The 22,792-nt window shown below is 62.0% G+C and carries 21 protein-coding genes, 1 other RNA gene and 1 pseudogene; 10 read left to right on the top strand and 13 right to left on the bottom strand.

Annotation, left to right across the window (positions count from 1 at the left end):
- Positions 1–193 precede the first annotated feature (193 nt).
- The 5 genes from pta to H3L91_RS09980 all read right to left on the bottom strand — a co-directional run bounded on the left by pta (position 194) and on the right by H3L91_RS09980 (position 7,175).
- Positions 194–1,675: a phosphate acetyltransferase gene (gene pta, locus H3L91_RS09960; protein WP_007343711.1), complete on the bottom strand. Its 1,482-nt coding sequence runs from the start codon at positions 1,673–1,675 to the stop codon at positions 194–196.
- An 89-nt stretch (positions 1,676–1,764) separates the two neighbouring features.
- Positions 1,765–2,187 carry an OsmC family protein gene (locus tag H3L91_RS09965; protein ID WP_007343712.1) on the bottom strand — a complete coding sequence of 141 codons (423 nt, stop codon included), beginning with the start codon at positions 2,185–2,187 and terminating at the stop codon, positions 1,765–1,767.
- 15 nt (positions 2,188–2,202) lie between these two features.
- On the bottom strand, positions 2,203–2,691 hold the full coding sequence (gene rraA, locus H3L91_RS09970) for a ribonuclease E activity regulator RraA (RefSeq protein ID WP_007343713.1): 489 nt from the start codon (positions 2,689–2,691) through the stop codon (positions 2,203–2,205).
- 165 nt (positions 2,692–2,856) lie between these two features.
- The gene (locus H3L91_RS09975) at positions 2,857–4,725 is read right to left on the bottom strand and encodes an ABC transporter ATP-binding protein/permease (protein WP_007343715.1); all 1,869 of its coding nucleotides are present in this window, start codon (positions 4,723–4,725) and stop codon (positions 2,857–2,859) included.
- A gap of 248 nt (positions 4,726–4,973) precedes the next feature.
- Positions 4,974–7,175, bottom strand: a complete 2,202-nt coding sequence (locus tag H3L91_RS09980; RefSeq protein WP_007343718.1) for a TonB-dependent siderophore receptor — start codon at positions 7,173–7,175, stop codon at positions 4,974–4,976.
- A gap of 157 nt (positions 7,176–7,332) precedes the next feature.
- On the opposite strand from H3L91_RS09980, the gene H3L91_RS09985 reads away from it, so the two are divergent.
- Positions 7,333–7,602, top strand: a complete 270-nt coding sequence (locus H3L91_RS09985; RefSeq protein ID WP_007343720.1) for a hypothetical protein — start codon at positions 7,333–7,335, stop codon at positions 7,600–7,602.
- On the top strand, positions 7,599–8,966 hold the full coding sequence (locus tag H3L91_RS09990) for a DEAD/DEAH box helicase (protein ID WP_007343721.1): 1,368 nt from the start codon (positions 7,599–7,601) through the stop codon (positions 8,964–8,966). The genes H3L91_RS09985 and H3L91_RS09990 overlap by 4 nt, the downstream gene beginning before the upstream one ends.
- A gap of 580 nt (positions 8,967–9,546) precedes the next feature.
- Here the strand turns inward: H3L91_RS09990 and H3L91_RS09995 are convergent.
- Positions 9,547–10,173, bottom strand: a pseudogene (locus H3L91_RS09995) (phosphoribosylanthranilate isomerase); the annotation flags it as partial.
- Between the two features lie 58 nt (positions 10,174–10,231).
- Positions 10,232–11,041 carry a tRNA pseudouridine(38-40) synthase TruA gene (gene truA / locus H3L91_RS10000; RefSeq protein ID WP_007343724.1) on the bottom strand — a complete coding sequence of 270 codons (810 nt, stop codon included), beginning with the start codon at positions 11,039–11,041 and terminating at the stop codon, positions 10,232–10,234.
- A gap of 149 nt (positions 11,042–11,190) precedes the next feature.
- Here truA and H3L91_RS10005 point away from each other — a divergent pair, with 149 nt between their 5' ends.
- Positions 11,191–11,838: a tetratricopeptide repeat protein gene (locus tag H3L91_RS10005; protein WP_050783144.1), complete on the top strand. Its 648-nt coding sequence runs from the start codon at positions 11,191–11,193 to the stop codon at positions 11,836–11,838.
- Between the two features lie 334 nt (positions 11,839–12,172).
- Here the strand turns inward: H3L91_RS10005 and H3L91_RS10010 are convergent, their stop codons facing one another.
- The 4 genes from H3L91_RS10010 to H3L91_RS10025 all read right to left on the bottom strand — a co-directional run bounded on the left by H3L91_RS10010 (position 12,173) and on the right by H3L91_RS10025 (position 14,330).
- Positions 12,173–12,856: a 2,3-diphosphoglycerate-dependent phosphoglycerate mutase gene (locus H3L91_RS10010; protein WP_040659112.1), complete on the bottom strand. Its 684-nt coding sequence runs from the start codon at positions 12,854–12,856 to the stop codon at positions 12,173–12,175.
- Between the two features lie 72 nt (positions 12,857–12,928).
- An RNA gene (rnpB, locus tag H3L91_RS10015) (RNase P RNA component class A) lies at positions 12,929–13,292 on the bottom strand.
- Positions 13,293–13,467: 175 nt separating this feature from the next.
- Positions 13,468–13,788 carry a hypothetical protein gene (locus H3L91_RS10020; RefSeq protein ID WP_040659114.1) on the bottom strand — a complete coding sequence of 107 codons (321 nt, stop codon included), beginning with the start codon at positions 13,786–13,788 and terminating at the stop codon, positions 13,468–13,470.
- Positions 13,789–13,892: 104 nt separating this feature from the next.
- Positions 13,893–14,330 carry a surface-adhesin E family protein gene (locus tag H3L91_RS10025; protein ID WP_007343728.1) on the bottom strand — a complete coding sequence of 146 codons (438 nt, stop codon included), beginning with the start codon at positions 14,328–14,330 and terminating at the stop codon, positions 13,893–13,895.
- Positions 14,331–14,388: 58 nt separating this feature from the next.
- Between H3L91_RS10025 and recQ the strand changes: the two genes are divergently transcribed.
- Entirely contained in the window at positions 14,389–16,737 is a 2,349-nt protein-coding gene (gene recQ / locus H3L91_RS10030; RefSeq protein ID WP_007343729.1) for a DNA helicase RecQ, read from the top strand.
- A gap of 253 nt (positions 16,738–16,990) precedes the next feature.
- Complete coding sequence (locus tag H3L91_RS10035; RefSeq protein WP_007343731.1) at positions 16,991–18,055, top strand: 2,3-butanediol dehydrogenase; 1,065 nt, start codon at positions 16,991–16,993, stop codon at positions 18,053–18,055.
- A 133-nt stretch (positions 18,056–18,188) separates the two neighbouring features.
- Here H3L91_RS10035 and H3L91_RS10040 read toward each other — a convergent pair whose 3' ends face one another.
- Positions 18,189–18,599, bottom strand: coding sequence for an MliC family protein (locus H3L91_RS10040; protein WP_040659116.1), 411 nt, complete (start codon positions 18,597–18,599; stop codon positions 18,189–18,191).
- 242 nt (positions 18,600–18,841) lie between these two features.
- Between H3L91_RS10040 and H3L91_RS10045 the strand changes: the two genes are divergently transcribed.
- On the top strand, positions 18,842–19,111 hold the full coding sequence (locus H3L91_RS10045; RefSeq protein ID WP_007343733.1) for a hypothetical protein: 270 nt from the start codon (positions 18,842–18,844) through the stop codon (positions 19,109–19,111).
- 78 nt (positions 19,112–19,189) lie between these two features.
- Here the strand turns inward: H3L91_RS10045 and H3L91_RS10050 are convergent, their stop codons facing one another.
- Positions 19,190–20,017: a basic amino acid ABC transporter substrate-binding protein gene (locus tag H3L91_RS10050; protein ID WP_007343734.1), complete on the bottom strand. Its 828-nt coding sequence runs from the start codon at positions 20,015–20,017 to the stop codon at positions 19,190–19,192.
- Positions 20,018–20,167: 150 nt separating this feature from the next.
- Between H3L91_RS10050 and era the strand changes: the two genes are divergently transcribed.
- From era to H3L91_RS10070, 4 genes are all read left to right on the top strand, one after another.
- Entirely contained in the window at positions 20,168–21,079 is a 912-nt protein-coding gene (gene era, locus H3L91_RS10055; RefSeq protein WP_040659118.1) for a GTPase Era, read from the top strand.
- Between the two features lie 20 nt (positions 21,080–21,099).
- Complete coding sequence (locus H3L91_RS10060; protein ID WP_007343736.1) at positions 21,100–21,462, top strand: hypothetical protein; 363 nt, start codon at positions 21,100–21,102, stop codon at positions 21,460–21,462.
- A gap of 351 nt (positions 21,463–21,813) precedes the next feature.
- The gene (gene mnmM / locus H3L91_RS10065; RefSeq protein ID WP_040659681.1) at positions 21,814–22,401 is read left to right on the top strand and encodes a tRNA 5-(aminomethyl)-2-thiouridylate-methyltransferase MnmM; all 588 of its coding nucleotides are present in this window, start codon (positions 21,814–21,816) and stop codon (positions 22,399–22,401) included.
- A gap of 10 nt (positions 22,402–22,411) precedes the next feature.
- Positions 22,412–22,783, top strand: a complete 372-nt coding sequence (locus H3L91_RS10070; RefSeq protein ID WP_007343738.1) for a SirB2 family protein — start codon at positions 22,412–22,414, stop codon at positions 22,781–22,783.
- Positions 22,784–22,792: the final 9 nt, after the last annotated feature.

A 22,792-nucleotide genomic window follows, 5' to 3' on the forward strand; every position in this document is an offset into this window, starting at 1 on the left:
CCCTAACCGCCCAAACCGCGTGCGTGGCTTGCGCCACACACCCTACCCCACGCGTCGGCAGTCTCCGCCGTTGACGTAGGGTGTGTCGCCCCAAGGCGACGCACGCGGTTTATGCCGCACAACGGAATAAGGCCGTCTGAAAACCGTGTTCCCACGTTTTTCAGACGGCCTCTGCCGTTGTGTCAAAGCCCACTTATTTCGCGCTTTGCGCGGCCTGGATGGCGGTGAGGGCGATGGTGTAGACGATGTCTTCCACCAGCGCGCCGCGCGAGAGGTCGTTCACCGGTTTGCGCAGGCCTTGCAGCATGGGGCCGACGCTCAATACGTTGGCGTTGCGCTGCACGGCTTTGTAGGTGCAGTTGCCGGTGTTCAGGTCGGGGAAGACGAACACGGTGGCGCGGCCTGCCACGGGGCTGCCGGGGGCTTTGGATTTGGCCACGTCGGGCACGGAGGCGGCGTCGTATTGCAGCGGGCCGTCGATGGCCAGGTCGGGGCGTTTTTCCTTGGCGATGGCGGTGGCTTGGGCGACGGCGTCCACGTCGGGACCCGCGCCGGATGTGCCGGTGGAGTAGGAAATCATCGCCACGCGCGGCTCGATGCCGAAGGCTTGGGCGGACTCGGCCGACTGGATGGCGATTTCGGCCAGCTGCTCGGGCGTGGGGTTGGGGTTGACCGCGCAGTCGCCGTACACCAGCACTTGTCCGGGCAGCAGCATGAAGAACACGCTGGACACGATGCTCGCGCCGGGGGCGGTTTTGATGAGCTGCAAGGCGGGGCGGATGGTGTTGGCGGTGGTGTGCACCGCGCCGGAAACGAGGCCGTCCGCGTCGTTTTGCGCCATCATCATGGTGCCGAGAACAACGGTGTCTTGCAGCTGTTTGCGCGCGTCTTCGGGCGTTAAGCCTTTGGATTTGCGCAACTCGCACATGGGGGCGACGTATTGTTCGACCAGCTCGGCGGGGTTGAGGATTTCCAGCGACTCGGGCAGGCTGACGCCCAAATCTTTGGCCACGGCTTCAACTTCTTGGCGCGGGGCGAGCAGCACGCAGCGGGCAAGACCTTTTTCGTGGCAGATGGCGGCGGCCTGCACGGTACGCGGTTCCGCGCCTTCGGGCAGGACAATGCGTTTGCCGGCCTTGCGGGCGGCTTCCATCATGTTGAAGCGGAACTGGGCGGGCGAGAGGCGCACGCTCTGCGGCGCGGCAAGGGCGGCGGTGTTTTGCGGCTGTCCGATGCTGCCGAGGAAGGCCAGTCCGGCGGCTGCGGCCACATCTTCGGGCGCGCCGATGACGCCGCCGAATTCGACGGCGCGTCCGGCAAACGAGGCTTTGGCCATCTGCACGCGCCCGGCGGTGGCGTGGCCGCTGCTCACGGCAAACACGACGCGGGCGTTGAACGCGCCGGCCAGTTCGTTGTTTTGGCGGCTTAAAAACAGGTATTCGTCGTTAGGCGTGATGCCGCGTACCACCAGATTTTGTTTGCCCAGCGCGGCGGCGCGGCCGATGAGCAGGTCGAACCAGTCGTCGGCCTTGCCTGCGGCGGCAAGCTCTGCGCCTTCGGCGGCGTATTGCGCGGCGTCGAAAACGGCGGCGTCGGGAAGCTGCGCGGCGATGTTGGCGGCGGCCGCTGCGGTGTCGGCGTGCGGGCAGACGGGGAAGATGAAGATGTTGGCCATTTTTTTGTTCCTTTCGATGGACTGTTTGGCGGTTGCAAAAAGGTTCAGGCCGTCTGAAAACTGTTTTTCAGACGGCCTCCGTATATCGTTCAGGTTTGCGCTTCGGCCAGCTCGAAGCTGTGGCTGATTTTGGCGGCTTTGCCCAGCATAATCGAGGCCGAGCAGTATTTTTCTGCCGACAATTCCACCGCCTTGGCGATGGCGGCTTCTTTCAGGTTGCGGCCGAACACTTTGAAATGGATATGGATTTCGGTGAACACGCGCGGGGCTTCGTCGGCGCGTTCGGCGGTTACCGTAGCCTGGCAGTCGGTAACGTCCTGCCGCTGTTTCTGCGCGATCATCACCACGTCGATGCTGGAACAGCCGGCCACGCCCAGCAGCAGCATTTCCATCGGCGAGGGGCCGCGTTTCACGCCGTCTTCGACCGCCGATCCTTCCATCACCACGCTGTGCCCCGCTTCGGTGGTGCCCACAAAGCAGAGATTGTCCAAACGCTTGCTTGTTATCCGCATGATATTGCTCCTGTTTTATTCGGCACGAATGGGATTGGGCGACACCAGAATCCCGTCGGCGTCGCTGTACAGGAAATGGCCGGGCACAAATTCCACGCCGCCGAAAGCGAGCACGGCGTCGGTTTCGCCCGCGCCGCTTTTGCCGCTTTTGCGCGGGTTCGTGCCCAACGCCTTGATGCCGAAATCGATCTCGTTGAGGGCTTCGCTGTCGCGCACCGCGCCGTACACCACCGCGCCCGCCCAGCCGTTGGCCGCGCCGGCGGTGGCGATCAAATCGCCGATCAGCGCGCTGTGCAGCGAGCCGCCGCCATCCACCACCAGCACTTCGCCTTCGGAATGCGAGTTGAGCAGCTCTTTGACCAGGCCGTTGTCGCCCGCGCATCTGACGGTGCGGATGCGGCCGCTGAAACGGGCGCGGCGGCCGAAGCTGCGGAACTGGGTGTCGCAGGAGGGGGTGTTTGGGGCGGCGTCGATGAGGTCGGCAGTGGAAAAATCGGTAAACATACGGGAGCTCCGTGGTGCGGCGCGGACATGGCGCGCCTGTGTAAAGAAAGGCGGCATTATATAGAATCGGCCGCGCCGCCGAAAGGGAAAGGCCGTTCCCGCCGGTACTCTTTCAGAGCATAAACGCTGAAATGACGTTGCCGAAAAGGGCGGCGGCACGGGTTTTCAGACGGCCTCTGCCTGCCGCAACACCATGCTGCGCTCAAACAAGGCTTTCACGCCACTTTGGTGGCTGATGCCGACTATCAATGTGTCGGGCAATTCGGTTTTGAGCATGGTCATCAGGGCGATGGAAGACTCGTCGTCAAGCTGGTTGGTGGCTTCGTCGAGGAACAGGATTTGCGCTCGGGCGGCGAGGGCGCGGGCGAGGCTGAGGCGTTGCTGTTCGCCGCCGGACAAGCGGCTGTGCCATTCGGCTTCGGCATTCAAATCGTGTTTCAGACGGCCTAAGCCGACGCGTTCCAAAATATCGCGCAACAGGTCGTCTGAAAGGCGGCAGGGGTGCGGGTAGCTGACGGTGTCGCGCAGGCTGCCGTGCGGCAGGTAGGGGCGTTGCGGGATAAACAGGAAGCTGCCGTTGATGTGGAAATGCCCGCTGTAATACGGCCACAAGCCTGCCAGCACGCGCAGCAGCGTGGATTTGCCGATGCCGCTGCGGCCTTCCAAGAGCAGCCACTCGGGCGCGCTGGCTTCAAGGCTGACGGCTTGCAGCATGGTTTTGCCTGCGGGGGTGTGGACGGTGGTTTGGGCGAGGGTGATGGCGGCGGTGTTGGAAACAGAATGGGCGGGCGCATCAGGTGTTTGCCCCCACCCTAGCCGCGTAGGTCGGATACTTGTATCCGACGTTTTTTGTTCGGATGCGGCAGCAGGTAGGTTGGGTCTTGACCTAACATTCTCGCGGCTTTGGTTTGTTTGTTGGGTCTCGACCCAACCTACGGCGGGCGTGGCGGCGGTGTTGTCGGATTCGAGAATCCGACCTACGGCATTTTCAGGCTGCCTTTCCACCCTTTCCAAAGCAGCCTGAAACCCGCCCAAACGCTCGACCACCGCCGCCCATTCCACCAGCCGGCGGTAGGAATCGGTGAACCAGCCGAAGCTGTCCTGCACGCGGGCGAACGAGGTGCGCGTCTGCATCATGTCGCCGAAAGTGAGCGTTTTGGCGAGGTACATCGGCAGCGTGGCGAGGATGGGGATAAAAATGCTGATGCGCACATAGGTCGCCCAAAAGGTTTCTTGGCGGAACTCGCAGTTGGTGAGGCGGAACCAGTTGTCGCGGATTTGGCGGTAACGCTGTTTCAGACGGCCTTGCTCGGCATCCGCGCCCTGATAAAACGCCACCTGCTCGGCGTGGTCGCGCACCCGCAACAATGCGGCGCGGAAGTCGGCTTCGCGGTGCTGGCGGTCGATGTTCAAATCTTTCAGTTTGCGCCCGACCAAGTGGGCAATCAGCGTGCTGACGGCGGAATACGCCAGCGCAACCCAAACCAGATAGCCTTTAACGGTAAACGCGTGTCCAAACAGCGTGAAATGCTGCGTGCCCGACAAGCCCCACAGCACGGCAACAAACGCGCTGAATTTGGCGATGTTGTTGATAAACGAACGAAACAGCACGATGCTTTTGTCGGCAAGCTGGTAGATGTCGTCTGCAATGCGCTGGTCGGGGTTGTCGGGCTCGCCTGTGAGTTGCAGGCGGTAGTGTTTGTGATTGCCCAGCCAGTTTGACTGGAAACGCTCGGTCAAATGCGTGCGCCAGCGGAAAATCAGCCGCTTTTGCAGCCAGTCGCCGCAGACGATGCAGGCGATAATCAGCCCCATATAGCCGCAGTATTCTACGATTAAGGCTGGCATGGCTTTGCCGTCAAACGCGGCGAGCGCGTCGTAAAAACGCTTGTCCCACGCGGCGATTTTCACGCTCATAAAAATGGAAAACAGCGTGAAGCCGATAACGGAAGCGAGCAGCAGCCACTCGCGCCATTGCGATTTCCCTGCCCAAAACGGGCGGGCGAGGCGGAAGAATTGTTTGAGCAGGTTCATATGGGTTTGAATGGCGGGCAGAGGCCGTCTGAAAACGCGGTTTCGGCGCAGCCAAAAACGGTTTTCAGACGGCCTCTGCGCTTATATGGGGCGTTGTTGCCCAGGCGGCGCACGCGTTCTTTGCTGTTTGTTGCGCCGTTCTTATGCAAAAGGCCGTCTGAAAACGCAGCTTCAATGAAGTTAAAACCGTTTTTGACTGCGCCGAAACTGCGGTTTTCAGACGGCCTTTTTCTTTGCGACAGAAGCCGTTACATTTTCCATTTGAAGCCGAACAAGACGTTGCGCGGTTCGCCGTAGTAGTTGCCGCTGTTGAAGCCGCTGCTGTATTGGCTGGTGTAGTAACGTTTGTCGGTAAGGTTGTTCACGGCGAGGCTGAGCTGCATGTGCGGGTTGGGGCGGTATTGCAGGTTGGCGTTCCACAGGGTGTAGCCGCCCTGGAACAGGGTGCGGCTCGAATTGCCGGTTTTGCTGCTGCTGTTGACGCCCAGGCCGACCGTCCATTTGCCGCCGCCTGCGGGCAGGGTGTAGGCGGTGTAGAGGCGGAACATGTGTTTGGGCGTGTGGGTGCTGAAATTGTAGCCTTTCTCCCTGCCGGGCATCCCGCCGGGGACGGTGTTGCGGTTGGTGCTGCGGTTGAAGGTGTAGCCGGCGAAGATTTTCCAGCGGCTCGTCAGGCTGCCGGAGATTTCCGCGTCCACGCCTTTGCTGCGGCGGTCGAGTGCCACCCAGTAGGGATCGCGGGCGTTGACGCGGAAGTTTTCGTTTTCTTTGTCGGTGAAGTAGAGGGCGAGAGCGGTGTTGAGCCGGCCGCCGTTCCATTCGCCCTTCCAGCCCAGCTCGTAGTTTTTGCCCATGATGGGCGGCAGCAGGTTGTCGTTGGCGTCGCGGTTCATGGTTTGCTTGAAGATGGCGGTGTAGCTGGCGTACAGGCTTTGCGCAGGGGTGATGTCGTAGGTGATGCCGGCGTAGGGGATGAAGCGGTTGCGTTTGAGCTCCTGCACGCTGCCGGGGTTGCCGTCTTTCAGGTTTCTGTCCCAATAGAGGTAGCGGTACCAGCGGGTGTAGCGGCCGCCGGCGATGATGTGCAGCCGCTCGGCGGGGTTGAAGCGGATGCCCAGGCCGAAGGCGTGGGTTTTATAGCGTCCCTGCCCGCCGCGCGCTTTGGCATCGGCCGCATCCCAGTCGGGTTTGCCCGGCTCGCTGCCGTCGAAGCTGTCGGCGTTGAAGCGGCGGCTGTCGTCCGGCCAGCGGTTGAGGGTGTTGTGTTTTTCTTTCGAGAAGGTGTGGGCGAAAAATACGTCGTGGCTGCGGCCGAGTGCCTGAAAGCGGCCGGTGAGGTTGTTTTGCAAGGAGAACTGGCGCGAGTCGTTGTCGTAGCGGTCGTCGGCGTAGGTTTCGCCCAATCCGTCCGCGCCGATGCCGCTGATGCCGCCGAGGAAATAGTATTCTTTGTCGAAACGGGTTTTGCGCCAGTCGAGTTTGCTGACGAGTTTCCAGTTGTCGTTGAAATAATGTTCGTATTCGGCAAACAGGTTGTTTTTTTTCAGACGGCTGTCGTTCCACTCTGCGCCGAGGTAGCGGTCGCGCGGCAGGCCGCCGCCGTCGGCATACAGCGGCAGGCCGACGAGGTCGGGATTGGACGACTGGTTCAGATGGCTTGCGCCCCAAGTGAGCCGTCCCGCCTCGCCGATGCGTTTTTCCAGCACGCCGTACAGCATGAAGTCGCGCCCGCGCGAGCGTTCGCGGAAGGTTTTGTTGCGCGTGGCCGAGCCGACGAAGCGGCCGCGCAGGCCGTGCGCCGCGCTCAATGTGCCCGACGCGTCGAACACGCCGTTTACCTTGCCGAAGCGGTCGGCCAGCAGCTCGGCGGAAAGCTGCGTTTGCGCGGTGGGCTTTTTGCGCACCACGTTGATGGTGCCGCCCGGCTCGCTGTTTGCCTGCGTCAGCCCGGCCGCGCCGCGTATCACTTCGATGTGGTCGTACATCGCCATGTCGGTGCCCGCCATCGGGTCGCCCTGCGGGCCGCCGAGGCCGAAGCCGCCGGGCGAGCCGATCTGCGAGGCGATGCCGTCTTCTTCGAGCTGTTCGATAAAATAGCCGCGCGACATAAAATGCGTGCGGCCGCCCGATTGGAACACATTAATGCCGGTGGCGGTTTTCAGCGCGTCTTCCAGCCGCGTGATGCCCTGGTCGGCGATTTGGTCTTTGGTGATCACGGTTACCGACTGCGGGATTTCGCGCGGCGACAAAATCAGGCCGGTGGTGGAGCGCAGCACGGACACGCCGTAGCTGTCGCGGTTTTCCGTGCGCAGGCTGCGGCTTTTGCCGCTTACGGTAACCTGCGGCGGCGTTTCCCCCTCTACCACGTCATCCGCCCACACGGCGGCGGGCAAAGCGGCAAGACACAAGGCGAGCGCGGCGGGGCGCAGGGCGGTATGTTTCGGTTTCACAGGCGGTGTTCCTTATGGTTGGCGGTGGAAAATCAGGCATCAGGCCGGATACAGGCCGTCTGAAAAACGGTTTTTCAGACGGCCTCATGCAGTTACAACATAACATCGTGCATTGTAATAATGTAACATTAACCATACTTTGATACAAATCAAACGGATGACGCAAACTCCGGCGGCAGTCGGCGCAAACGCCCGCCGCCCGCCCACCGCGCCCGCAGGCAAAAAAAGCGGCCTTTTGTGGCATAATGTGCCCCTTGCGCCTGCGCCGCCGTTTGCCGTGCGCGCACACGGCAGAGGCCGTCTGAAACCCGTTTGCGGCCGCCGCACAAAACCTGTTCCATTACCCTTTTCCGGCGCGGATTTCCCGCCGCGCCGCCCCGGCAGCCCCCGAGGCCGTCTGAAAAACACAGAAAGCATCCCGAAATGAACGCCTTTTCCTCACTGGGCCTGGGCGCGGAAATCGTCTCCGCCTTGGCCGAACAGGGTTACGAAACCCCCACCCCCATCCAGGCCGCCGCCATTCCAAAAGTATTGGCCGGACACGACCTTTTAGCCGCCGCGCAAACCGGCACCGGCAAAACCGCCGCCTTCATGCTGCCCGCGCTCGAACGCCTCAAACGCTACGCCAACACCTCCGCCTCCCCCGCCATGCACCCCGTGCGCATGCTGGTACTCACCCCCACCCGCGAGCTGGCCGACCAAATCGACAAAAACGTGCAGGCGTATATCAAAAACCTGCCGCTGCGCCACACCGTGCTGTTCGGCGGCGTGAACATGGACAAACAGACCGCCGATCTGCGCGTCGGCTGCGAAATCGTCGTCGCCACCGTCGGCCGCCTGCTCGACCACGTCAAACAAAAAAACATCAACTTCGCCAAAATCGAAACCGTGGTGCTGGACGAAGCCGACCGTATGCTCGACATGGGCTTCATCGACGACATCCGCGCCATCATGGGCATGCTGCCGCGCGAACGCCAAACCCTGCTCTTCTCCGCCACCTTCGCCGACCCGATCCGCAAGCTGGCGCAGGACTTCATGAACGCCCCCGAAACCGTCGAAGTGGCCGCGCAGAACACCGCCAACGCCAACGTCGAACAGCACGTCATCGCCGTCGACACCTTTGAAAAACGCCGCCTGCTCGAACGCCTGATTGTCGATTTGGACATCAAACAGGTCATCGTCTTCTGCAAAACCAAGCAAAGCGTCGACCAGGTAACGCGCGACTTGCAGCGGCGCGGCCTCGCCGCCCAGTCCATCCACGGCGACAAATCGCAGCAGACCCGCCTCGAAACCCTCAACGCCTTCAAAGAAGGCGGCCTGCGCGTGCTCGTCGCCACCGACGTGGCCGCGCGCGGGCTGGACATCGCCGAGCTGCCCTTCGTCATCAACTACGAAATGCCCGCCCAGCCCGAAGACTACGTCCACCGCATCGGCCGCACCGGCCGCGCCGGTGCCGACGGCGTCGCCATCTCGCTGATGGACGAAAACGAACAGAAAATGTTTGAAGCCGTCTGCATCCTCACCGGCAACAGCGTCCCCGTCGAACGCATCGAAGGCTTCGAGCCGCAATGGTGGAACAAGGCCGCGCAGCCGCAAAACGCACAGAGGCCGTCTGAAAACGGCCGCGACGGCAGAACCCGCCGCGATGCCCGCAACGGCAAAGAGCGCGACACCGCCGAACCCCGCCGCCACGACGCCCCCGAAGCCTGCGGCCGCATCGAAGGCCGCCGCAGCCGCCGTGGCGAACGCGTCAAATGCGCCCTCGTCCAGGCCAACTATGGCGTGAAATAAACCGCCGCGCGTGCCAAACATAAAAGAGGCCGTCTGAAAAATGCTTTTTCAGACGGCCTCTGCCGTTGAGGCAGGGTGTGTGGCGCAAGCCACGCACGCGGTTTCGGATTTTGGGAAAACGCGCGGATTGGTTGAAACAGCACAGACCGCGTGCGTCGCCTCGGGGCGACACACCCTACCTTAGGTTCGGCATGGGCGGGGCAGTTGTAGGTCGGGCATTTATGCCCGACATTGCTCAATTTGCCGACGGTTATCAGTCGGGCATAAATGCCCGACCTACGGATTCCCGCCGCAGCGGGCAGCAGGTAGTTTGGGTCGGACCCAACATCCGTGCAAGCCGCCAATGTTGGGTTTGCAACCCAAGCTACCCGCTGCCACCCGCGCCAAACATCAAAGAGGCCGTCTGAAAAAACGTTTTTCAGACGGCCTCTGCCGCTAAGGTAGGGTGTGTCGCCCCGAGGCGACGCACGCGGTTTGGGGGTTGGGGAAAGACACGGATTGGTTGAAGCGGCAGAAACCTCGTGCGTCGCCTCGGGGCGATACACCCTACGTCAGGTTCGGTATGGACGGATTTGGACTTTCAGACGGCCTCGACCGAGCGCAGAAACGCGGCGATTTTGGCCGCGTCTTTGATGCCTGCCGCGCTTTCCACGCCGCCGGACACGTCCACCGCCGCCGCGCCGGAGATGCGCACGGCCTCGGCGGCGTTTTCGGGGGTCAGCCCGCCGGCGAGTATCCACGGTTTGCCGGTGTACCGCGCCAGCAGCGTCCAGTCGAAGCTCTGCCCCGTGCCGCCGTATGCCTGCGGGTGGTAGGCGTCGAACAGGATGGCGCGGGCGTTCGGGAAGCGGGATGAGGCCGTCCGAATATCCTCGGCATGGCGCACGCGCACGGCTTTGAGGTAGGGACGGGCGAACTGGCAGCAGAAGGCGTCGTCTTCGTCGCCGTGAAACTGGATGGTGTCGATCGGCACTTGGCGCAGGACGGCGCGGATGTTGTCCGCGCTTTCGTTGACAAACAGGGCAACCGCCGACACGAAGGGCGGCAGGGCGGCCACGATTTGCGCGGCCTGCGCGGGGGTTACGGCGCGTTTGCTTTGCGGGTAGAACACCAGCCCGACGGCGTCCGCGCCGAGGCGGGCGGCGGCGGCGGCGTCTTCGGGGCGGGTGATGCCGCAGATTTTGGTGCGGATTTTGGCGGGCATGCTTGTCCTTTCGGGGTGTTTTCGGGTTTCGGCTGCGCGGGAGCTGTGTTTTCAGACGGCCTCAAAGCTGCGGCCACAGCCAGTCGGGCAGCGGCGGGGTGTCGAGGCCGAACTCGGGCGGGTAATCCGCGCCGGTGAGGTAGAGGCCGTCGGGCATGAAGGTGGGCGGGGCTTTGAGGCGGCTTTTGGCGGCGATGAGTTCGGCGAAGCCCGCCACGCTGAGCCTGCCGCTGCCAACGTACACCAGCGCACCGACGATGTTGCGCACCATGTGGTGCAGAAAGGCGTTGCCGTGCAAATCGAGTGCCATAAACCGCGCCGTGCCGCTCAGGCGCACGGAATACAGGGTTTTGACGGGGGATTTGGCCTGGCACTCGGCGGCGCGGAAGCTGGAAAAGTCGTGCGTGCCGACCAAAAGGGCGGCGGCCTCGCGCATGGGGGCGGGGTCGAGCGGGGTGTGCGTCCACCCTGCCCTGCCCGCTAAGAGCGGGGAGCGCACGGGGGCGGACTGCAACACGTAGCGGTAGCGGCGGCCGCAGGCATCGAAGCGGGCGTGGAAATGCGGGGGGACGTTGTGCACGCGCAGCACGGCCACGCCTTCGGGCAGCAGGCTGTTGGTGCCGCGCACCCAGGCTTGGCCGGGACGCTCGGCGGCGGTGTCGAAATGGACGACTTGGGCGGCGGCGTGCACGCCGGTGTCGGTGCGGCCGGCGGCGGTTACGGCAATGCGCTCGCCAGCGATGCCGCTTAACGCCTCTTCCAAAGCGGCCTGCACGGTGGGCACGCCGCCGGCCTGTTTCTGCCAGCCGAAAAAACGGCTGCCGTCGTAGGCGACGATTAGGGCACGGCGGGTTTTGGGCGGTTCGGTCATGGCACTCGGGCGGCGGGCGGGAAAAACGCGGCATTATAAAGAAAGGAAGAGGCCGTCTGAAAGGGCGGTTGCGCATCCGCACGTTATGCCGCCGTGCTTTATAATCGCGCCGTTTGCGCCTTTGTGGCCGTCTGAAAAAAGGAAACCGTATGAAAACGAGGCTGTCCGCCGCCGCCCTGATCCTCGCTCTCTGCCTGCCCCCTGCGCAGGCCGATGTGGTATTTGCCGACCCGCCGCACTGGAAACAGCTGCACGAAGGCGAAACCGCATATCTCAACCGCGACTACCGCCGCGCGCTGCAAATCCTGCTGCCGCTGGCCGACAACGGCGACTACACCGTGCGTTCCATTGTGCAGCCCAAGCTGGCGCAGATTTACGTGCTCGGCCCGGAGGGGGTGAAAAACCCGGCTGAAGCCGCCCGCTGGCTGCACAAGGCGGCCGAGGGCGGCGACATAGGTTCGCAGTATTATCTGGGGCTGCTCTATCTGCGCGGCCGCGACAGGGATTTCGACATCAAACCCGACGCAGCGCAGGCGGCCAAATGGTTTGCCAAAGCCGCAGAGCAGGGACACGCCGACGCCGCACTGACGCTGGCGTCAATATACGAAGAGGGCGCGGACGGCCTGCCGCAGGACATGGCCGCCGCCGCCAGGTGGTACCGGAAGGCGGCGGAGCTGGGCAAACCGAATGCGGCGGCGGTGCTCGCGCAGATGTACGCGCAGGGCGTCGGCGTGAAGCGGGACTTACGCGAGGCGGAAAAATGGCGGCGCAGGGCGGAACAGGACGGGGAGCGGTAAGCGGCAGGCAGGCAGCCTGAAAACCTTGCAAAACCCCTGAGGCAGCCTGAAACTTTGCCTCTCTCCCGCTTGCAGGGGGAGGGTTGGGGTGGGGCGGTTGCGGCTTGGGCAATATTCGGAGCGTTGCAGGGGAACTTGCCCCGCCATAACGATGCGGATGGAAACAGTGGGTTGAGACCCGCCCTGCGCGCTGCCGCATCACGAACCCGGTTTTCCCCGCAAACCCAAACCGCATGCGCGGCTTGCGCCGCACTCTGCCAACGGCAAGAGGCCGTCTGAAAACAAGATTTTCAGACGGCCTCTTTGTGTTGCGGACGGTGCGCCGCTTGGCGGTTTACAGATAGAATTTTTCCAACACGTTCAGTTTGTCGCCGAGTTGGTACACCAGCGGTTGTCCGGTGGGGATTTCCACACCCATGATGTCGTCGTCGGAGATGCCTTCGAGGTGTTTGACCAGGGCGCGCAGGCTGTTGCCGTGGGCGGCGACGAGGACGCGTTTGCCCGCCAAAACGGCGGGGGCGATGCGGTCCTGCCAGATGGGCAGCACGCGTTCGAGGGTGGTTTTGAGGTTTTCGCCGTCGGGGATGACGCTTTGCGGCAGGTGGGCGTAGCGCGGGTCTTTGCGGGCGGAGAATTCGTCGTCGGCATCGAGCAGGGGCGGCAGGGTGTCGTAGCTTCTGCGCCAGATGCGCACTTGTTCGTCGCCGTATTGTTCGGCTGTTTGTTGTTTGTCCATGCCTTGCAGGCGGCCGTAGTGGCGTTCGTTCAGCCGCCAGCTTTTGATTTGCGGAACATACAGTTGGCCGCATTCTTCGAGCACGATGTTGCAGGTTTTGATGGCGCGGGTGAGCACGGAGGTGAAGGCAAGGTCGAAGGCGTAGCCGTTTTCTTTGAGTTTGCGCCCGGCCGCCTGCGCTTCGGCGACGCCCTGTGCGCTGAGGTTGACGTCGCGCCAGCCGGTGAAGAGGTTTTTGGCGTTCCATTCGCTCTGGCCGTGGCGGATGAAGACGAGTTCCATGGTTTGCTCCTTTGGGTTCGGGTTGGGGAAAGGCCGTCTGAAAAACGGTTTTTCAGACGGCCGCAATGGGGGCACGCGGGACGGACGGTAAGCCGGGTTCTGTCGTCGGACAGTCATTCATCTAGACCCGCCGTTGCCGGCGGGTTCGAGCGGCCTACCCGAACGCTCGGCGGGCAGCGTCTTTGCGTTCTGTTTGGCCTTGCTGCGGATGGGGTTTGGCCTGCCGCATCCGTTGCCGGATGCGCGGTGCGCTCTTACCGCACCTTTTCACCCTTGCCCGTGCTGCTTTTTCAAGCGGCCGTCGGCGGTTTTGCTTTCTGCGCCACTTTCCGTCGCGTTGCCACGCCCGGCCGTTAGCCGGCATCCTGCCCTGTGCAGCCCGGACTTTCCTCCCCGTATGCCTTACGCGATACGCGGCGACTGTCTGTCCGACCCGTGTGCGGCGCGGATTATAGCGGAAACGGGCAGAGGCCGTCTGAAAGTTTCAGACGGCCTCTGCCGTTGGGGTAGGGGGTGTGGCGCAAGCCACGCACACGGTTTCGGTTTTGCGGGAAACTCGGATTTTGTGGGACGGCATGGGTGGGTTTTCAGACGGCCTTCGGATACGGGTTTCAACGGCTGCCGTGGGCGGCCTGCCAGGCGGCGTTGAGGCGTTCGCCCGCCTGTTGCAGGGCGGTGTCGTTGGCGGCTTTCTGTTGCTGCATCTGTTCGAGCTGCTGCGTGTAGGTTTGGATGTCGGCTTCGGCGGCGGCTTTGCGCTGGCGGGCGTTGGTGAGTTTTTCTTCGGCGAAGGTGAGTTTGGAGCCGATGCTGTTTTGTTCGGACAGTGCCTGGCGGAAAGCGGCCTGCGCGCTGAGCAGTTCGTCGGAGGTTTCGGCTTGGGCGAAGGCGGCGGCGAGGATGAGGGCGGCGAGGGCGGGGCGGGCGGTCATGTCGTTCTCCTGATCTGGGGTGGGTATTCTGATGAGGCCGTCTGAAAAGACGGGAAAACGGTTGCGGCGGCGAAAATGCGCTTTCAGACGGCCTGCGGCGCACGCTATCCGGCGCAGACGATTTTGCGCTGTTCGTCGGTGAGCGAGTTGGGCGGCACGGCCATGGGGCGGATGTCCACGGCGGTGTAGGTTTCTTCGGAGATGATTTTGCCTTTGTCGTCGTAGAGGGTGGAGGAGACGAGGCGGAAAGTTTTGTTGGCGCAGTGCATTTCCCAGGTGCTGATGGCGGTTTTGTAGGGCGGCACGTTGACGAAGCGTTCGTTTTTCATATCGACGACGATTTTGCGGTCGCGGAAGGTAACGAGCGGGCCGTTGCGGCGGATGCTGTTTTTGTCGAGCGCGAGCATCAGATTGCCGTTGCCCGCTTCGCCGAGGTTGTGCCAGTCGCCGCCGGCCTGCGGCACGTTGGCGGGGCAGCCGGCCAGTATCAGGGCGGCGGCGAGGGCGGTTGCGGACAGGCGCAGGGCGCGTTGGGCGTTCATTTGCTATCCTTTCAGACGGCCTTTACAATAACGCGCCCATTATAACGGAAAACCCTTTATGTCCAAGCCGCGTGCGATTGAGATACTGAACGAGGTGTTCGGCTACCCGGCGTTTCGCGGCAGCCAAGAGGAAATCGTCGAAACGCTCGCGGCGGGGCAGAGCCTGATGGTGCTGATGCCCACCGGCGGCGGCAAATCGCTGTGTTACCAGATTCCCGCGCTGATGCTTGATGGTACGGCAATCGTCGTTTCGCCGCTGATCGCGCTGATGAACGACCAAGTCGCCAACCTGCGCGCGGCGGGCGTGCACTGCGCGGCGGTGCACAGCGGCACTTCGGCCGAAGAGGCGCGGCAGATTGCCGAGGACATCGCCCAAGGCCGTCTGAAACTGCTTTATGTTTCGCCCGAACGCCTGGTTACCGAACGCTTTCTGCGTTTTCTCGACCACACCCCCGTCAGCCTGTTTGCCATCGACGAAGCCCACTGCGTCAGCCAGTGGGGGCATGACTTCCGCCCCGAATACCGCCAGCTCGGCCTTCTGGCCGACCGCTATCCCGCCGTCCCCCGCATCGCCCTCACCGCCACCGCCGACGCCGAAACCCGCGCCGACATCAAACACTACCTGCACCTGGAAAACGCCGCCGAATTTGTCGCCGGCTTCGACCGCCCCAACATCTACTACCAAGTCGTCGAAAAAAACGGCGGCAAAAAGCAGCTTTTGCAGTTTGTGAAACAGCAAAACGGCGAAAGCGGCATCGTCTACTGCCTGAGCCGCAAAAAAGTGGACGACACCGCCGCGTTTTTAAACGAAAACGGCATCGCCGCCGCTGCCTACCACGCGGGCATGGGCATGGCCGAGCGCGAAGCCGCGCAGCACCGCTTCACCCACGAAGACGGCCTCGTCATCGTCGCCACCGTCGCCTTCGGCATGGGCATAGACAAACCCGACGTACGCTTCGTCGCCCACCTCGACATGCCCCAGAGCATCGAACACTTCTATCAGGAAAGCGGCCGCGCCGGCCGCGACGGCCTGCCCGCCGAAAGCTGGCTGTGCTACGGCCTCAACGACTACGCCCTGCTGCGCGAACGCATCCAAACCGGCAGCAGCGGCGAGTTTCAAAAACAAATCGAACTGCAAAAACTCGACGCCATGTTTGCCGTGTGCGAAACCGCCGAATGCCGCCGCGCCGCCCTCCTGCGCCACTTCGGCGAAACCATCCCCCCCTGCGGCCACTGCGACAACTGCCTGCACCCCCCCGAGCGCGCCGACGCCACCGAAAACGTGCGCAAACTCCTCAGCTGCGTCTACCGCGCCGGCCAACGCTTCCCCGCCGGCTACATCGCCAACCTCCTGCGCGGCAAAGCCGACCAGTGGATACGCGACAACCGCCACGAGCAGCTCACCACCTACGGCATCGGCGCGGATTTGTCCGACAAAGAATGGCGCGCCGTCATCCGCCAGTGCATCGGCCTGGGCTACCTCGAAACCGACGCGCAGCACTACCACGCCCTGCGCCTCACCGAAGCCGCCGTCCCCGTCCTCAAAGGCGTGCAAACCGTCCTCCTGCGCCCGCTCAAACGCGCCAAAGCCGCCGAACGCAGCCCCAAAGAAACCTGGCTGCGCACCGAACGCGAAGAACGCCTCTGGCAGGCACTGCGCCAATGGCGGCAGGCGCACGCCCGCGCCGAAGAAGTGCCCGCCTACGTCATCTGCGGCGACAAAACCCTGCGCGAACTGGTCGAACAACAGCCGCAAACCCCCGCCGCCCTGCACGACATCTACGGCCTGGGCGAAGCCAAAATCCAAAAATTCGGCGCGGAACTGCTCGCCGTCTGCCAAAACGCCGCCTCCGAAGGCCAAAGGCCGTCTGAAAACCCGCAAAACCCGTTTTCAGACGGCCTCCAAGCCCCCGCAGAGCCGCCCGCCGAGCTCCACCCCCGCCGCGCCGAACTCGAAACCGCCCTGCGCCAATGGCGGCGGCAGCGCGCCGAAGCCGAAAACACCGCCGAACACACCGTCTGCCCCGACGACAGCCTCGCCGACCTCGCCGCCTTCCCCCCCGCCCAAGCCGGCGACCTCGCCGCCGTCTACGGCCTCGGCGACACCCGCATCGCCAAATACGGCGCGGACATCCTCGCCCTCTGCCAACCCTTTTCAGACGGCCTCCCCCCCGCCGCGCAGCACCGCCGCGCCCTCGTACGCCGCCTGGGCGCGTGGTGCGCCGCCACCGCCGAGGCCGAAAACGAAGAACCCTTCCGCATCCTCAGCAAAAACACCCTCCGCGCCCTCGCCGCCAAACAGCCGCAAACCGCAGCCGAACTTGCCGCAATCTACGGCATCACCGAAGACAAAGCCGCCCGCTACGGCGCAGCCCTGCTCGAAATCTGCCGCCAAGAGGCCGTCTGAAAGCACAGCTTCGGCGCAGCCAAAACGCAGATTCGCCGCAGCCGAAACCCGAACTCCCGCTTTTGGCTGCGCCGAAGCTGCGCTTTCAGACGGCCTCGCCTTATCCCCGCCTTACCAATCCCGCCCGAGAAGCGTACAATCCCGCCCGTGCAATACCTTTCCTGCCGGCGGTTTTCCGGCAGACCCGCTGCCAAACGAGCCTGCCCGCAAACCCGTCCGGTTTTCCAAAACCTCAGTTTGAAGGAACTTCACCATGAAAGCAGCACGTTTCCACAACAAAGGCGACATCCGCATCGAAGACATCCCCGAACCCACCGTCGCCCCCGGCACGGTCGGCATCAATGTGGCCTGGTGCGGCATCTGCGGCACCGACCTGCACGAATTTATGGAAGGCCCGATCTTCATTCCGCCCTGCGGCCACCCGCACCCGATTTCCGGCGAATCCGCGCCGGTAACGATGGGACACGAATTTTCCGGCGTGGTGTATGCCGTCGGCGAAGGCGTGGACGACATCAAAGTCGGCCAGCACGTTGTGGTCGAACCCTATATCGTGCGCGACGACGTACCCACCGGCCCGGGCAGCAACTACCACCTCTCCAAAGACATGAACTTCATCGGCCTGGGCGGCTGTGGCGGCGGCCTGTCCGAAAAAATCGCCGTCAAACGCCGCTGGGTGCACCCGATTTCCGACAAAATCCCGCTTGACCAGGCCGCATTGATCGAGCCCCTGTCCGTCGGCCACCACGCCTATGTGCGCAGCGGCGCGAAAGCGGGCGACACGGCACTGGTGGGCGGCGCGGGTCCGATTGGTCTGCTGCTGGCGGCGGTGTTGAAAGCCAAAGGCTTGAAAGTCATCATCACCGAATTGAGCAAAGCGCGCAAAGACAAAGCCCGCGAAGCCGGTGTGGCCGACCACATTCTCGACCCGTCGGAAGTGGACGTAGTGGAAGAAGTGAAGAAACTCACCAACGGCGAAGGCGTGGACGTGGCGTTTGAATGTACCAGCGTCAACAAAGTGATGGACACGCTGATTGAAGCCTGCAAACCCACCGCAAAAATGGTGATTGTGTCGATTTGGAGCCATCCGGCCACCATCAACGTGCACAGCGTGGTGATGAAGGAATTGGACGTGCGCGGCACGATTGCCTACTGCAACGACCATCAGGAAACCATCAAGCTGGTGGAAGAAGGCAAAATCAACCTCGAACCCTTCATCACCCAGCGCATCAAGTTGGACGAGCTGATTTCCGAAGGCTTCGAGCGTCTGATCCACAACAACGAATCGGCGGTGAAGATTATCGTAAACCCAAATCTGTAAGCCGTTTGATGTAATAAAGGCCGTCTGAAAACCTTGTTTCGGGGTTTTCAGACGGCCTTTTCGTGTTTTCAGACGGCCTCATGCGGGAATCGGCCGTCCCCGCCTGCGCGGGGATAACGTTTCTGAAAAAGCATCAGCGCGCGCGGCAGGAAGTTTCCACTTTGTTGCCGTAGGGGTCGGTGAACTCGAAATAGGCTTCGCCGCCTTTCTGGTGCCACTCGGTCGCTTTGCCGTAGAGGCCGTTGGCGGAAACATAGCGTTCGCCCGAAGCGGCGATGTCGCCGGAGAGCACGGCGGTTTTGCCGTCCATGTTCAGCTCCATGCGGTTGCCGCCGGCGCGGCGGGCTTGGACGGAGAGACCGTTTTCGCACTCGAAGCGGCCGCCGCCCTGCCCTTCGCGGCCTTCGCCGCCACGGTGCTCGTGGGCGTGGTCGTGGCGGTGTTCGTGCTCATGGCCGCGTTCGTGGTCGTGGTCATGTTCGGGGGCGGCGCAGGCGGCCAGAGCCAGCGCGGCGGCCAGGGCGGTGAGGATTTTTGCTTTCATGTGTACACTCCTGTAAAACAAATAAAACGGAAAACGCAGCCTGAATCCGTTGTCCGAATCAGACTGCCGCGCCATATTATGGGCAGGCCGCGTGCGCGGGCAAGGGCGTTTAACCCGAATTTACGTCCCGCGCACGCTGTCTGCCGCACGATAAAAACAGGTTAAACGCTTGCCGCGCCGCAAAAACTGCTTTACCCTGCGCCCGCCTGAAACTTCGGGCGACACATAAAGGAAACAGCAAGATGAACAAAAAAACCGCTTTACTGACCGCACTCGTTTTGGCCGCCTCGGTGCACGCCGCGCAGGCCAAAGACATCAAAATCCAGGAAAACTCCGCCGGCTTGCCCGCGCCGCTGACGCAGAATCTGGCCAACACCGCCGTGTCGATGGGCGTGCAGGAGCCGCTGACGATTAAAAAATCCGGGGAGGGCGTGAGCATTTCGGGCAGCAACGCCACGCGTTGCAACATCAAGCTCAACGACGGCAAAATCGCCGGCGTAAGCTGCAAATAAATAAACCCCGCCATACAAAAAGGCCGTCTGAAAACCTGTTTTCAGACGGCCTTTTGATATGCGGCGCAATCGCGCGCTTTATTTTCCTGCCGAAGCAGCGGAGGCGGCGTTTTCCTGCGGCGCGTTGTTTTTAAACCATTTCTCTTCAATTTTGGCATAGGTGCCGTCGGCCTTGATGGCGGCCAGCCCTTTGTTGATTTTCTCGCGCAAGCCGTCGCTGCGGCCTTTTTTCAGCGCGAAGCCGTAAAACTCTTTCGGGAAGGAGGGATCGACGAACATGTGGTAGTTCACGCCCGGATTGTTGGCAACAAAATACTGCACCACGCCGTTGTCGCCCACGGTGGCGTCCACGCCGCCGGCGGCCAGCTCTTTGAAGGCCAGCGGCATGTTCTCGAAGCGGCGGATGAGTTTGCTGTCTTTGCCCTGCAAGTCCTGCAAAATCAAATCGGCGGTGGTGCCGTTCTGCACCGACGCGCTGCGGGTTTTCAAATCGGCGAAGGATTTGATGTCGCTGCCCTTGTCGGCGGTAACAATCATCTGCGTCGCCTCGAAATAGGGGTCGGTGAAATCGACGATTTGTTTGCGCTCGTCGGTAATCGTGATGCTGGCGAGGGCGACGTCGCTGTCGCCTTTCTGCACGTTGGCGAAGATGCCTTCAAACGGCGTGTTGACGAAATTGAACTTAATGCCTTCCTTCTCGCCCGCCGCCGCGAGGATGTCGCGCGAGAAGCCGACCACCTGTTCGCCCTCCATGTATTCCAAGGGCGCGTAGGCCGCGTCGGTGGCGACGATGTATTCCTGCTGCGCCCCCTGCACGCCCGAAGCGGCATTCTGCGCCGCGCCTTCGTGCGAGCAGGCCGCCAAAAGCAGCAAAGCCGCCGCAGCGGCAAACGTTTTCTCAAACATGGCATGTCCTTAAAGATTTTTAACAGGCGCGGGATGATACAGAATGCGCCTGCGGGCGGCAAGCGGCTTGATAGCCGCCGCCGTGCGCGGGCAAAATGGCGGCTTCTTTTTTCAGACGGCCTCTTTTTCAGACGGCCGCAGGATTATGTTATGGACGAATTTACCCAAACCGCCCCCGCCGGTTACCGCTGCGGCTTTATCGCCATCGTCGGCCGCCCCAATGTGGGCAAATCCACGCTGATGAACCATCTAATCGGCCAAAAAGTCAGCATCACCAGCAAAAAGGCGCAAACCACGCGCAACCGCGTAACCGGCATCTACACCGACGACACCGCGCAGTTTGTGTTTGTCGATACCCCCGGTTTCCAAACCGACCACCGCAACGCGCTGAACGACCGTCTGAATCAAAACGTTACCGAAGCCCTCAGCGGCGTGGACGCGGTGGTGTTTGTGGTCGAAGCCATGCGCTTTACCGAGGCCGACCGCACAGTGATGAAACAACTGCCCAAGCACACGCCCGTGATTTTGGTGGTCAACAAAATCGACAAAGACAAAGCGAAAGACAAAACCGCTCTGCAAGCCTTTATCGATGGCATCCGAGCCGAATTTAAATTTGCCGCCTGCGAAGTGGTGAGCGCGAAACACGGCCTGCGCATCGCCAACCTGCTCGAAACGCTCAAACCCTTCCTGCCCGAAGGCATTCCGCTCTATCCCGACGATATGGTTACCGACAAATCCGCCCGTTTCCTCGCCATGGAAATCGTGCGCGAAAAACTGTTCCGCTATCTGGGCGAAGAGCTGCCTTATGCGATGAACGTGGAAGTGGAAAAGTTCGACGAGGGCGAGGGCATCCACCACATCTACATCGCCGTGCTGGTGGATAAAGAAAACCAAAAGCCGATTGTGATCGGCAAAGGCGGCGAAAAACTGAAAAAAATCTCTACCGAAGCGCGGCTCGATATGGAAAAACTGTTCGGCTGCAAAGTGTTTTTGAAAGTGTGGGTGAAAGTGAAATCAGGCTGGGCGGACGATGTCCGTTTCCTGAACGAATTGGGTCTGTAAACCGAAAAGGCCGTCTGAAAATGAAAAAAATCCTGCTTTGGTGCGCCGTATTGCTTGCCGTCCAAACCCAAGCCGCAACGCAACCGGCACAGAGCGAATGGCGCAGATACCAACGCGCGGTGAAACAGAAAAAACATTACGAAGCAAACAGTTATGCGATGAGTGCCTGCCATCTCGCCTCCAGCCTCGCCGAAGCGCGAAAATACTGCCCCACCGCCCTCAGCCGCAGCGCATCATGGACATCGGGCGCGTGTTTCGCCATCGAAACCCACCACAAAATGTGCGAAATGGGCAGCCGCCAAGCCTGCCTCGATGCCGCCGAAATGAACCGACAAGGCTGGCGCGGGCTGACCAAAGAGCCGTACCTGAATCAGGAAACCTAGGGTCTGTTGACATTCAGCTTGCGAGCGGTTTTTTGAGGAAAAATCCACGTATGCAAGGAAAAAAGCGCAGCAAGGTTGGGCACCTGCGGGCATTTTTGACGCGGCAGACGTGGATTTTTACCAAAAACACCGCCGCAAGGCTGATTGTCAACAGACCCTAAGGCACGGGCGACATATCCGAAACACGGGCGCGGGAATACGAACGCAAGGCCGCGCGTGCCACTGCGCCGTAAACCGCGTTTTCAGACGGCCTCATCCCGCGCTTTCAGACGGCCTCGCGCCGCCGCGCCGCAGTTGGCAGCGGCGGCTTTAACTCTTATACTTGCCCGCGTTTTTTTGCCCGCCGCCGCCATGCCCCTGCTTCCCGCCCTTGCGTTTGCCCGCAGCCTGATCGAAGGCCGTCTGAAAAGCGGCGGCCGCGCCCTCGACGGCACGGCGGGCAACGGGCACGACACGCTGCTTTTGGCGTGGCTGGCCGGGGAAGACGGCATTGTGTGGGCGTTCGACGTCCAGCCGCAGGCTCTGGCAAACACAAAAGACCGTCTGAAAACGGCGGGCGCGGACAAACAGGTGCGCCTGATTTGCGCCAGCCACGCGCGTCTGGCCGATTACGTCGCCGAGCCGCTCGATGCCGCCATGTTCAACTTCGGCTACCTGCCCGGCGGCAGCAAAAACCTCACCACCCGCGCCGACACCAGCGTCGCCGCCCTCGAAGCCGCCGTTTCGCTGCTGGCCGGGGGCGGCATCCTTACGGCGGTGCTGTACGACGGCCACGCCGAAGGCGCGCGCGAAAGCGCGGCGGTGCAGGCTTGGGCGGCCGCGCTGCCGCAGGAGCGGTTCGCCGTGTTGCGCTACGGTTTCGCCAACCAGCGCAACTGCCCGCCGCTTTTGCTTGCGGTGGAAAAACGCGCCGGAAATCCAACAAGCAACAATAAATAAGGAACACGCCATGATGTACATTTGGGCGAAAAACGGCCATCTGTTTTTTGTCGCCATGACCGTTTTGCTCTTCAACCTGCGCTACTGGATGCGCTTTGCCAAGCCGGAAAAACCGCTGCCGGCGGTGCTCAAAGTGCTGCCGCACCTGAACGACACCACCCTGCTGTTCACCGGATTGTGGGTGATGACCATCGCGCATTGGACGCCGTTCGGCAACGCCAACTGGCTGGGCGTGAAGCTGCTTTTGGTCGTGGCCTATGTGTTCGTCGGCATGGCCGCGCTCAAATCGCGCCCGCGCTCGGCCAAAGCGTGGCTGTGTTACGCGGCAAGCATGGCCATCGTCGGCATCATTTATTATCTGGCCACCTACAAGCCGTTTTAAACGCATCAA

The organism is Neisseria bacilliformis (genome assembly GCF_014055025.1).
Classification (GTDB): domain Bacteria; phylum Pseudomonadota; class Gammaproteobacteria; order Burkholderiales; family Neisseriaceae; genus Neisseria; species Neisseria bacilliformis.

Bases quoted from the DNA above. Each gene is read 5' to 3' on its own strand.
- pta (WP_007343711.1), bottom strand. From the start codon at position 1,675: ATGGCCAACATCTTCATCTTCCCCGTCTGCCCGCACGCCGACACCGCA.
- mnmM (WP_040659681.1), top strand. From the start codon at position 21,814: ATGCCCCTGCTTCCCGCCCTTGCGTTTGCCCGCAGCCTGATCGAAGGC.
- H3L91_RS10035 (WP_007343731.1), top strand. From the start codon at position 16,991: ATGAAAGCAGCACGTTTCCACAACAAAGGCGACATCCGCATCGAAGAC.
- H3L91_RS09965 (WP_007343712.1), bottom strand. From the start codon at position 2,187: ATGCGGATAACAAGCAAGCGTTTGGACAATCTCTGCTTTGTGGGCACC.
- H3L91_RS09985 (WP_007343720.1), top strand. From the start codon at position 7,333: ATGACGCAAACTCCGGCGGCAGTCGGCGCAAACGCCCGCCGCCCGCCC.
- H3L91_RS10040 (WP_040659116.1), bottom strand. From the start codon at position 18,599: ATGAAAGCAAAAATCCTCACCGCCCTGGCCGCCGCGCTGGCTCTGGCC.
- H3L91_RS10045 (WP_007343733.1), top strand. From the start codon at position 18,842: ATGAACAAAAAAACCGCTTTACTGACCGCACTCGTTTTGGCCGCCTCG.
- H3L91_RS10070 (WP_007343738.1), top strand. From the start codon at position 22,412: ATGATGTACATTTGGGCGAAAAACGGCCATCTGTTTTTTGTCGCCATG.
- H3L91_RS10010 (WP_040659112.1), bottom strand. From the start codon at position 12,856: ATGGAACTCGTCTTCATCCGCCACGGCCAGAGCGAATGGAACGCCAAA.
- H3L91_RS10005 (WP_050783144.1), top strand. From the start codon at position 11,191: ATGAAAACGAGGCTGTCCGCCGCCGCCCTGATCCTCGCTCTCTGCCTG.
- H3L91_RS10050 (WP_007343734.1), bottom strand. From the start codon at position 20,017: ATGTTTGAGAAAACGTTTGCCGCTGCGGCGGCTTTGCTGCTTTTGGCG.
- era (WP_040659118.1), top strand. From the start codon at position 20,168: ATGGACGAATTTACCCAAACCGCCCCCGCCGGTTACCGCTGCGGCTTT.
- H3L91_RS09975 (WP_007343715.1), bottom strand. From the start codon at position 4,725: ATGAACCTGCTCAAACAATTCTTCCGCCTCGCCCGCCCGTTTTGGGCA.
- H3L91_RS10060 (WP_007343736.1), top strand. From the start codon at position 21,100: ATGAAAAAAATCCTGCTTTGGTGCGCCGTATTGCTTGCCGTCCAAACC.
- recQ (WP_007343729.1), top strand. From the start codon at position 14,389: ATGTCCAAGCCGCGTGCGATTGAGATACTGAACGAGGTGTTCGGCTAC.
- H3L91_RS10025 (WP_007343728.1), bottom strand. From the start codon at position 14,330: ATGAACGCCCAACGCGCCCTGCGCCTGTCCGCAACCGCCCTCGCCGCC.
- H3L91_RS10020 (WP_040659114.1), bottom strand. From the start codon at position 13,788: ATGACCGCCCGCCCCGCCCTCGCCGCCCTCATCCTCGCCGCCGCCTTC.
- H3L91_RS09990 (WP_007343721.1), top strand. From the start codon at position 7,599: ATGAACGCCTTTTCCTCACTGGGCCTGGGCGCGGAAATCGTCTCCGCC.
- rraA (WP_007343713.1), bottom strand. From the start codon at position 2,691: ATGTTTACCGATTTTTCCACTGCCGACCTCATCGACGCCGCCCCAAAC.
- truA (WP_007343724.1), bottom strand. From the start codon at position 11,041: ATGACCGAACCGCCCAAAACCCGCCGTGCCCTAATCGTCGCCTACGAC.